Here is a 9,719-nt window from a genome sequence, read left to right as displayed (position 1 = left end):
GTCAGCTTTTTTTCGCGACAGGGATTCACGTTCATGTCGTTGTCGCGTGCGTTTTCGCCCACGATCATGCCTTCGTACGTTTCCACGCCGGGACCGACGAACAGGTCACTGCGGTCCTGTAGGGCGAACAGTGCGAAGGGCATCGTTTTCCCCGAAACCATCGAGATCAAAACGCCGTTGGCGCGGCGGGGGACTTCGGGTTCGACGGGGCGATAGCTATCGAAGCGGTGGTGAATCTGTGCGGTGCCACGCGTCGCGTTGAGCAGCCGGGTTCGCAATCCGATCAGACCGCGTGAGGGGATCGTGAATCGGAGCAAGCTGTAATCGCCGCGTTGTTTCATTTCCTCCAGCGTCCCACGGCGCAGTCCGACCAGTTCCATCACGGGGCCCATCGCGTCGGTCGGCACCTCGACCCGCAGCGACTCGAACGGTTCGTGGGGTTTGCCATCGATGTCGCGATTGATGACGCGTGGTTTTCCGACGCTCAGTTCGAATCCTTCGCGCCGCATCGTTTCGATCAAGATCGCCAAATGGAGCACGCCACGTCCCTTGACCGCATAGGACTCGGTCCCGGGGATCAATTCGACGCGGAGGGCGACGTTGCGTTCGAGTTCTTTTTCCAGCCGAGCCTTGATCTGACGCGTGGTGACGTATTTGCCTTCCCGGCCCGCCATCGGAGACGAGTTGACGGCGAACACCATTTCGAGGGTGGGTTCATCGACGGCCGGCCGATCGAACGGGTTATTTGCGTCGACTGCGCAAACCGTGTCCCCGATTTCGACGTTGTCGAAGCCTTCGATTGCCACGATATCCCCGGCACTGGCCACTTCGGTTTTCGCCCGTCCGAGATTATTGAACACGTACAGCCCCGCAATCTTCTGTTTGACCGGCCCTCCTTTCTGGTGCAGGTCAATCGTCTGCCCGGCGCGAATCTGGCCCGATTGAATTCGGCCAACGGCGATCCGTCCGACGTACTCGCTCCAATCAAGCGTCGTCACCAACATCCGCAGCGGTGCTTCGGCGTCGATTTCCGGCCCCGGCAAATGATCGACCAACAGATCCAGCAGCGGCCGCATGTCGTTGTTGGGCTGATCGGGGTCGGTGGTCGCAAATCCCTCTCTGGCGCTGGCGTAGACATAGGCGACCGAATCAAGTTGGTGCTCACCACCGAGATCGGCCAACAATTCGAGTGCTTCGTCGAGCGCCTCGTGCGATCGCGCATCGGGGCGGTCGATCTTGTTGACCACGATGATCGGTTTGACCCCCGCCGCCAGTGCTTTTTCCAAGACATACCGCGTCTGGGGCATCGGGCCTTCGGCCGCGTCGACCAACACCAGACAGCCGTCGGCCATCGTCATCACCCGTTCGACTTCACCGCCAAAATCCGCGTGCCCCGGCGTGTCGATCAGATTGATCTTCACGTCGCGGTAGGGAATCGCAATGTTTTTCGAGAGAATCGTGATCCCCCGTTCTCGCTCCAAGTCATTTGAATCCAGGATGCAATCGCCCTTGAGTTCCGCGTCGCGGAATTGACCGCTTTGCCGCAGCAAACAATCAACGAGCGTGGTTTTTCCGTGGTCAACGTGGGCGATGATGACAACGTTTCGAATATCGGTGCGGCGATCAGCCAAAGTGGAGTTGGTCACGAAAAACGCTTGCAGGGTAATGGAGAGACTTCGAAGGGACTCAGCGGGCCGTTGACGTGGCACCGATGTGGGGAGGGGGTGTCGAGTTGTTTCGCAACGAAAATCGGTAGGAAATGAGGATTCGCGCCAACCGTTTGAGTCACAGAAACGAAAAGGAATTTTCCTTGTCGGACAGATAGTGAATACGCTTGGGCGATTTCTCGCTAGACCTTTCCTGCCGTGCGGGTGACAGCTTCGCTAGCCGCTCGCACAGGCGTTCCGTTGGCCCTAAGGGTTTTGCGAGCGTCCGTGTCCGGTCTGCGGATCGGTGTACCGTTGCGAGTTATGGTCAGCTATGTAATATTCCCTGGCCAAGGAACTTGCCGTTTTCGTTTGCCCACCGACGTGGGCATTTGCTCGCTGCTCGCTTGTGAAAAAAATCACAAAGTGCCCCGTGTCTGCTTGATCCTCCGGCGCCTGATTCCGTCCCCGCGTTTGTTTTCGTCCCCGCGTTCAGTCCAGCGTTCAACCGTTTTTCGAAGCCTATGATCACGATCAAAGAAGGATTGGATCTTCCGATCCTCGGCACGCCCGCTCAGCACATCGAAGTCGCCAAGCCGGTCACGCAAGTGGCGTTGGTCGGGGACGATTACATCGGCATGAAGCCCACGATGTTGGTGGCCCCGGGCGACAAGGTGAAATTGGGTCAGCCGTTGTTCACCGACAAGAAAACCGAAGGCGTGACGTACACGTCGCCGGCAGCGGGAACGGTTGCGGACGTGATTCGCGGTGAAAAGCGGAAGTTTGAGGCCGTGGTCATCGACGTCGATCCTTCGCCGGGCGAATCGGACAGCGTCATTTTTGACGTCGGCGACGTTAACGCGATGGATGCGGCGGCCTTGACGGAGTTGCTGACCACCAGCGGGCTGTGGACGGCCTTGCGGACGCGTCCGTTTGGCAAGGTTCCTGCCCCGGGCACGAAACCGAGTTCCATCTTCGTGCAGGCGATCGACACCAATCCGCTCGCGGCTTGCCCGGCCACGGCGATGGCCGACCGCAAGGATCAATTCATTCTGGGGCTCACCGCGATCACGAAGCTGACCGACGGCACCGTTCACGTCTGCAAGGCTCCCGGATCGGCGATCCCGGGCGGCGCGGTCGATGGCGTCACGGTCACCGAGTTCGGCGGCCCCCACCCGGCCGGATTGGTCGGAACCCATATCCACCAGCTTGATCCGGTCGGTCCGACCAAGAAAGTTTGGTACTTGGGTTATCAGGACGTGATGGCGATCGGCGCCCTGCTGACGACCGGCAAGTTGGACGTGCGACGAGTGATTTCGCTCGCCGGTCCGGTGATCGGCAAACCGCGTCTGTTGGAAACCCGCATCGGAGCCGACATCAGCCAGTTGGTCGACGGCGAGTACGATGCCAGCATCAAGGTCCGCCAGATTTCCGGATCGGTACTTTGCGGACGCACCGCCAGTGCCCCGCACAACTTCTTGGGACGCTACCACACCCAGATCTCGGTGATCCAGGAAGGTGACGAGCGAGAGTTTCTCGGTTGGCAGAAACCGGGCTTTGACAAGTTCAGCACGACCCGCGTGTTCGCGTCGACGATGTTGCCGAACCAGAAGTTTGCCTTCACGACCAGCACCGGCGGCAGCGAGCGGGCGATGGTTCCCTTGGGGACTTACGAGAAAGTGATGCCGCTGGATATCTTGCCGACGCAATTGCTTCGCGCGTTGATCGTCCGCGACACCGACCAGGCGCAGCAATTAGGCGCTCTGGAGCTGGAAGAAGAAGACTTGGCGTTATGCACCTTCGTCTGTCCCGGAAAATATGAATATGGCTCGTTGCTTCGCGAGAATCTGACCACGATCGAGCGCGAAGGCTGATCCGAACCGTTCACAGACACCTAGCGGACGCGGCGGGGAGCTGCCGAGCCGTTCCATTTACTCAGAAAAAACCGTTATTGGGCAAGACTGACCAATGAAAGCACTCCGCGCTGCTCTGGACAAAGTCCATCCGCTGTTTGACAAGGGCGGACCGCTGCAGATCGCGTATCCGGTGTACGAATCGATTGACACGTTTCTGTACACGCCGGGCGAAATCACTCACGGGCAAACGCACGTGCGTGACAATATCGATCTGAAGCGAATGATGATCACCGTTGTGATGGCTCTCGTGCCAGCGACGCTGTTTGGAATGTGGAACGTCGGCTATCAGGCGAACACCACCATTCAGCGTGCCGCAGAGGCCGGCGAGAAGTATGTCGGTGATTGGCATTACACGATTCACAACGCCATGGGTTTCACCAATGACCCGGGCAGTATCGCCGACTGCATGATGCTCGGGGCGATCTTTTTCATCCCGATCTACTTCGTTTGCATGTTCGTCGGCGGTCACATCGAAATGGTCTTCAGTGTCCTTCGCGGGCACGAGATCAACGAAGGCTTCCTCGTCACCGGGTTGCTGTTTCCGCTCACCCTGCCGGCTTCGATTCCATTATGGCAAGTGGCCGTCGGGATCGCGTTCGGCGTGATCGTGGCCAAGGAGGTGTTCGGGGGAACCGGACGAAACTTCTTGAACGTGGCCCTGACCAGTCGAGCGTTCCTGTACTTTGCACACGCCGGCCAGATCAGCGGCGACAAAGTTTGGACGGCGGTCGACGGTTTCAGCGGTGCGACCGCGCTGGGGCAGATGGCCGTCGCGACGCCCGATCCGGGCGGCGAAACCAACGCGGCCCTGGCCTCGCTTGAATCAGTCAACTATTCACTCGGTGCGGCCGATCCGGTGACCTGGACGGAGCCGATCACGTGGACCAGTGCGTTCTTGGGAACGGTTCAGGGATGCGTGGGCGAGACGAGTGTGTTGATGTGCTTGATCGGTGCGGCGATTCTGATCGGGACCGGGATCGGTTCCTGGAAGATCATGGCCGGTGTGCTGGGCGGTGTCGCCGCGACGTCGTTGTTGCTCAACGGTGTCACCACGGGTAGCAACCCGATGATGAGCGTCCCGTTCTACTGGCACTTCGTCGTCGGCGGTCTGGCGTTCGGACTGGTGTTCATGGCCACCGACCCTGTCAGTGCTTCGATGACGGAGAAGGGCAAGTGGATCTACGGCGCGCTGATCGGTTTCATGACCGTCTTGATTCGATGCATCAACCCGGCGTTCCCCGAAGGCATCATGTTGGCCATTTTGTTCGGCAACGTGTTCGCGCCGCTGATCGATTACTTCGTTGTTTCCGCAAACGTTCGCCGGAGGATGGCACGCTATGTCACAACGTGATTCAACTGTTAACACCCTGCTGACGGCGACCATCCTGTGCGTCGTCTGCTCGCTGGTCGTCAGCGTTGCCGCTGTCGGACTCAAGGGCAAGCAGGAAGAAAATAAGATGCTCGATCGCCAGAAGAACATTCTGGATGCCGCTGGGCTGTCGATCGGCGAATACGGTAAACCCGCCAGTGAGCTTTCCAAGGCGCAGATCGAAGAGCTGTACGCCTGGGTCAGCGAAGAGCTGGTCGATTTGGAAACCGGCCAGATCGTCAAGGACATGGATCCCGCCGATTACGACCCGCGCGAAGCGGCGGACAAGGTCGACACGAGCACCGAGATCGGCGAAGTGCCGTACGATCCAGGTGTCAGTCGCCGCGAGAAGGTGGCGAAAGTTTACTTCGTCACCAAGCCCGGAACCGATGGCTTTCAACAAGTCGTGTTGCCGGTCTACGGCAAGGGCCTGTGGTCGACGCTGTACGGATACCTGGCACTCAAGGGCGACCTGGAAACGATCCAAGGGTTGACGTTTTACGAACACGCCGAGACGCCCGGATTGGGTGGCGAAGTCGACAACCCGGCGTGGAAGGCTCAATGGGAAGACCAAAAGCTGTACGACGAAAACGGGCAGCCGGCCGCCTTGGTCTACAAAGGCACCGCGCCTCCGGGAAACCCTTACGCGGTCGATGGATTGTCCGGAGCGACCATTACCAGCCGGGGCGTGACGAATCTGTTGCGTTACTGGGCCAGCGAGGATGGATACGGACCATTCTTGTCACAACTGAAAAACGGCAAGTCGAAGACATCGGGGTCCTGAGAGATGGCTGAAAGAACTACAAAATCTGTGATCGTCGATCCGCTGGTCGACAACAACCCGATCGCCTTGCAAATCCTCGGGATCTGTAGTGCGTTGGCGGTGACGACCAAGATGGAAACATCGATCGTGATGGCCGTTGCCGTGATCGCCGTGACGGCGTTCAGCAACCTGGCCGTCAGTGCGATCCGCTCCTACATCCCCAGCAGCATCCGGATCATCGTCCAGATGACCGTGATCGCGTCGCTGGTGATCGTCGTCGACCAATTCCTGAAAGCTTACTTCTTCGACATCAGCAAGCAGCTTTCGGTGTTCGTCGGCTTGATCATCACCAACTGTATTGTGATGGGTCGCGCCGAAGGATTTGCGATGAAGAACGGCCCTTGGCTGAGCTTCTGGGACGGGATCGGCAACGGACTCGGCTATGGCCTGGTGTTGTTGTTCGTCGCGTTCTTCCGCGAACTGTTCGGCAGCGGAACCTTGATGGGCTACGTCATCCTGCCACTGGACCGCAACGGCGGCTGGTACAACCCCAACAACTTGATGCTGTTGCCACCGAGTGCTTTTTTCTTGATCGGCTTCCTGATTTGGTTGATCCGAGCATACAAACCGGAACAAATCGAAGAGTCCTGAGGATAGAACCATGTCAGAAATCATCGAAACCCATCTCAGCATCCTGCTGAAAGCCGTCTTCGTCGAAAACCTCGCGTTGGCGTTTTTCCTCGGGATGTGCACGTTCCTTGCGATCAGCAAGAACGTCAAAACGGCGATCGGGCTCGGCATCGCCGTGATCGTGATCGAAGCGATCACGGTGCCGGCCAACCAGTTCATCTACGCCTGGTTCCTCAAGAAAGGGGCTTTGACGTGGGCGGAGGGATTCCTTCCTGTTTCGCCCGGTTACTTCGCGACCGTTGACCTGACCTTCCTCGGGTTCATCAGTTACATCGGCGTGATCGCCGCCATGGTTCAAATCCTGGAAATGTTCTTGGACAAGTTTTTCCCCGCGCTTTACAACACGCTGGGGATCTTCCTGCCGCTGATCACGGTGAACTGTGCCATCTTGGGTGCGTCGCTGTTCATGCAAGAACGCAACTACTCGTTTGCCGAGTCGTGCACCTACGGCTTGGGCTGCGGGATCGGTTGGGCGCTCGCCATCGCGGCGCTGGCCGGTATTCGAGAAAAGATGAAATACAGTGATGTCCCGCCGCCGCTTCGCGGTTTAGGAATCACGTTCATCACCGTCGGGCTGATGGCGCTCGCATTCATGTCGTTTAGCGGAATCCAGCTCTAACGCGGCTGTTGTCCGTTCAGCGAAAGCAACTTTGACCAGACGATACTCAGAAACCTCAAATCAAATCGATCCGATATGGGCACCGTAATCCTTGGCATCGCAATGTTCACCCTGGTCGTGGTGGCGTTGGTGGTCTTGATCTTAGGCGCGAAAGCGCAGCTTGTTGCGTCAGGCCCCGTAAAGATCATGATCAATGACCAAAAAGAGATCGAGGTTCCCGCCGGCGGAAAGCTGTTGGGCGCCCTCGCCGATGCCGGCGTGTTCGTCTCCAGCGCCTGCGGCGGCGGCGGAACCTGTGCCCAGTGCAAGGTCAAGGTTCACGAGGGCGGCGGCGAAATCCTGGCGACCGAGAAAGACCACATCTCCAAGAAAGCGGCTCGCGAAGGCGAACGTCTCTCCTGCCAAGTGGCCGTCAAACAGGACATGAACGTCGAAGTTCCCGCCGAAGCGTTCGACACCAAGAAGTGGGATTGCACGGTCCGTAGCAACCACAACGTGGCGACGTTCATCAAAGAGTTCGTGCTGGAACTGCCCGAAGGCGAAGACGTCAATTTCAAGGCCGGTGGTTACATTCAAATCGAATGCCCGCCCCACGTCGTCAACTACAAAGACTTCGATATCGAAGAAGAGTACCACGAAGACTGGGACAAGTACGACATCTGGCGATTCGTGTCGAAGGTCGATGAGCCGGTCATTCGTGCCTACTCGATGGCGAACTATCCGGGCGAAAAAGGCATCATCATGCTGAACGTTCGCGTCGCCACCCCGCCGCCGAGAAATCCGGAACTGCCGCCGGGGAAAATGAGTAGCTGGATCTTCAGTCTGAAACCCGGTGACAAAGCCACCATCAGCGGTCCCTACGGAGAATTCTTCATCAAGGACACCGACGCCGAGATGGTCTACATCGGCGGTGGTGCCGGGATGGCTCCGCTGCGGAGTCACATCTTTGAACTGTTCAAACGGCAAAAGACAAATCGCAAGGTCAGCTACTGGTACGGCGGCCGAAGTCTGCGTGAATTGTTTTACATCGATCACTTCCGCGACATCGAAAAGGACTTCCCGAATTTCAAGTTCAACATCGCTCTCTCCGATCCCTTGCCCGAAGACAATTGGGACGGCTATCAAGGGTTCATCCACCAGGTGCTGCTGGACAACTACCTGAGCAAGCATCCGGCTCCCGAAGACATCGAGTACTACATCTGTGGACCGCCGATGATGAACCAGGCCGTGTTCCGCATGCTGGACGATTTGGGTGTCGAACCGGAAAATATCGCCTACGATGACTTCGGCGGCTGATCTCGATTGAGACGATGGAGTCGGCACGGTCCATTCCCCAACGATCGGTAATAACCATGATGATCCAACAAACGCGACGAGCATTGCTGCTGGTCGCGTTTCTTTTGTTTCCCCTGACAGGTTTCAGCACGTCCCAGGCGAGCGCCCAGGACGAATCGGCTCCGCGAACGATTCGCGAGTACCGCGGCAAGACGATGGGCACGTCGTACATGGTCAAAGTCGCCGGTGCGGAGGCGCTGGACGACCAGACGCTGCGGTTCGCCATCGATGCCGAACTGAGACGCGTCAACGACCAGATGTCGACCTATTTGAAATCGTCGGAGATCAGCAAATTCAATCAGTCGACGAGCACCGACTGGTTTGACGTCAGCATCGAATTCGCCCAAGTCGTCGCGGCGGCTCAATCGATCGCCGAGAAGACGGACGGCGCGTTTGACATCACGGTTGCGCCGTTGGTCAATGCATGGAACTTTGGTCCCACGGAACGTTCGTCGGCGGTTCCCGACCCGGACACGATCAAAGAACTGATGGCGACGGTCGGCTACAAGAAGCTGGAAGTTCGAACCGATCCCCCCAGCGTGCGAAAGCTGATTCCCGAGTTGCAGATCGATCTCTCGTCGATCGCCAAAGGGCACGGTGTCGATCGCGTGGTCGACAAATTGGCCGAGTTAGGCGCGGGGGACGTGTTTGTCGAAATCGGTGGCGAGGTGCGGACCAGCGGGGACAAGCCCGGCGGCGCCTGGAAGGTCGGAATCCAATTGCCTGATGCCGCCAAAGATACCGTGATGATCGCCCATCCGATGTTGCAGAATGAACCGGCCGGCAACGCGATGGCGACTTCGGGAGATTACCGCAACGTGTACGTCGTCGACGGTAAACGGTATTCGCACACCATTGATCCGCGGACCGGTTCCCCCGTGGAACACGACCTCGCATCGGTGACCGTCATCGCCAAGAGCTGCATGGAGGCCGATGGCTGGGCGACCGCCCTGAATGTGCTGGGACCGGAACCTGCCTTGGCGATCGCGACGCAAAATGACCTTCATGCCTTGCTCGTCTCGCGCAGCGGGGCGAAGGAGTATCAAATGGTGGGCACCGGAATTTTGGCTCAGTACGCCGAAGCGACGCCCGATGCGGCGGAAACCACCAGTTGGTTGGCGGCATTGGTACCGATCGCCATCCTGACCTTCGGCGTGTTTTCCATTCTGCTGTTCGCGATGGCGATCGGAGTCGTTTTCGGTCGGCGATCGATCAGCGGTTCCTGCGGCGGATTGGCCAACAAGACCAACGAAGACGGCAGCACCAGTTGCTCCCTGTGCAGCAATCCCTCCGACGCCTGCAAAGAACTGCGTGAAAAGATGGACTCCAAGCAATCCACGATGTAGCGACAAGTGGCGTAAGCTTCCAGCTTGCGTCGTCG

At 58.3% G+C, this 9,719-nt stretch carries 8 protein-coding genes; 7 read left to right on the top strand and 1 reads right to left on the bottom strand.

Translation table 11 applies throughout. From position 1 onward, the window contains the following. The coding region (locus tag ABX749_RS10435) for a GTP-binding protein TypA/BipA (protein ID WP_372895924.1) at positions 1 to 1,646 on the bottom strand (1,646 nt) is incomplete at its 3' end. A 524-nt stretch (positions 1,647 to 2,170) separates the two neighbouring features. Here ABX749_RS10435 and ABX749_RS10430 point away from each other — a divergent pair. The 7 genes from ABX749_RS10430 to ABX749_RS10400 all read left to right on the top strand — a co-directional run bounded on the left by ABX749_RS10430 (position 2,171) and on the right by ABX749_RS10400 (position 9,684). After that, positions 2,171 to 3,520, top strand: coding sequence for a Na(+)-translocating NADH-quinone reductase subunit A (locus ABX749_RS10430; protein ID WP_372895923.1), 1,350 nt, complete (start codon positions 2,171 to 2,173; stop codon positions 3,518 to 3,520). A gap of 94 nt (positions 3,521 to 3,614) precedes the next feature. Continuing rightward, the gene (locus tag ABX749_RS10425; RefSeq protein WP_095737359.1) at positions 3,615 to 4,913 is read left to right on the top strand and encodes an NADH:ubiquinone reductase (Na(+)-transporting) subunit B; all 1,299 of its coding nucleotides are present in this window, start codon (positions 3,615 to 3,617) and stop codon (positions 4,911 to 4,913) included. Next, positions 4,900 to 5,715, top strand: a complete 816-nt coding sequence (locus tag ABX749_RS10420; protein WP_145207698.1) for a Na(+)-translocating NADH-quinone reductase subunit C — start codon at positions 4,900 to 4,902, stop codon at positions 5,713 to 5,715. The genes ABX749_RS10425 and ABX749_RS10420 overlap by 14 nt, the downstream gene beginning before the upstream one ends. Positions 5,716 to 5,718: 3 nt before the next feature. Then, positions 5,719 to 6,345 carry an NADH:ubiquinone reductase (Na(+)-transporting) subunit D gene (locus ABX749_RS10415; RefSeq protein ID WP_145207699.1) on the top strand — a complete coding sequence of 209 codons (627 nt, stop codon included), beginning with the start codon at positions 5,719 to 5,721 and terminating at the stop codon, positions 6,343 to 6,345. Positions 6,346 to 6,364: 19 nt separating this feature from the next. Further along, entirely contained in the window at positions 6,365 to 7,003 is a 639-nt protein-coding gene (gene nqrE / locus ABX749_RS10410; RefSeq protein ID WP_372895925.1) for an NADH:ubiquinone reductase (Na(+)-transporting) subunit E, read from the top strand. 75 nt (positions 7,004 to 7,078) lie between these two features. Beyond that, entirely contained in the window at positions 7,079 to 8,299 is a 1,221-nt protein-coding gene (gene nqrF / locus ABX749_RS10405; protein WP_372895922.1) for an NADH:ubiquinone reductase (Na(+)-transporting) subunit F, read from the top strand. Positions 8,300 to 8,355: 56 nt separating this feature from the next. Then, complete coding sequence (locus ABX749_RS10400) at positions 8,356 to 9,684, top strand: FAD:protein FMN transferase (protein ID WP_372895921.1); 1,329 nt, start codon at positions 8,356 to 8,358, stop codon at positions 9,682 to 9,684. Positions 9,685 to 9,719 lie beyond the last annotated feature (35 nt).

The sequence above is a fragment of the Stieleria sp. genome (assembly GCF_041595215.1).
Classification (GTDB): Bacteria; Planctomycetota; Planctomycetia; order Pirellulales; family Pirellulaceae; genus Stieleria; species Stieleria magnilauensis.
This window is presented reverse-complemented; position numbering and strand designations above follow the sequence as displayed.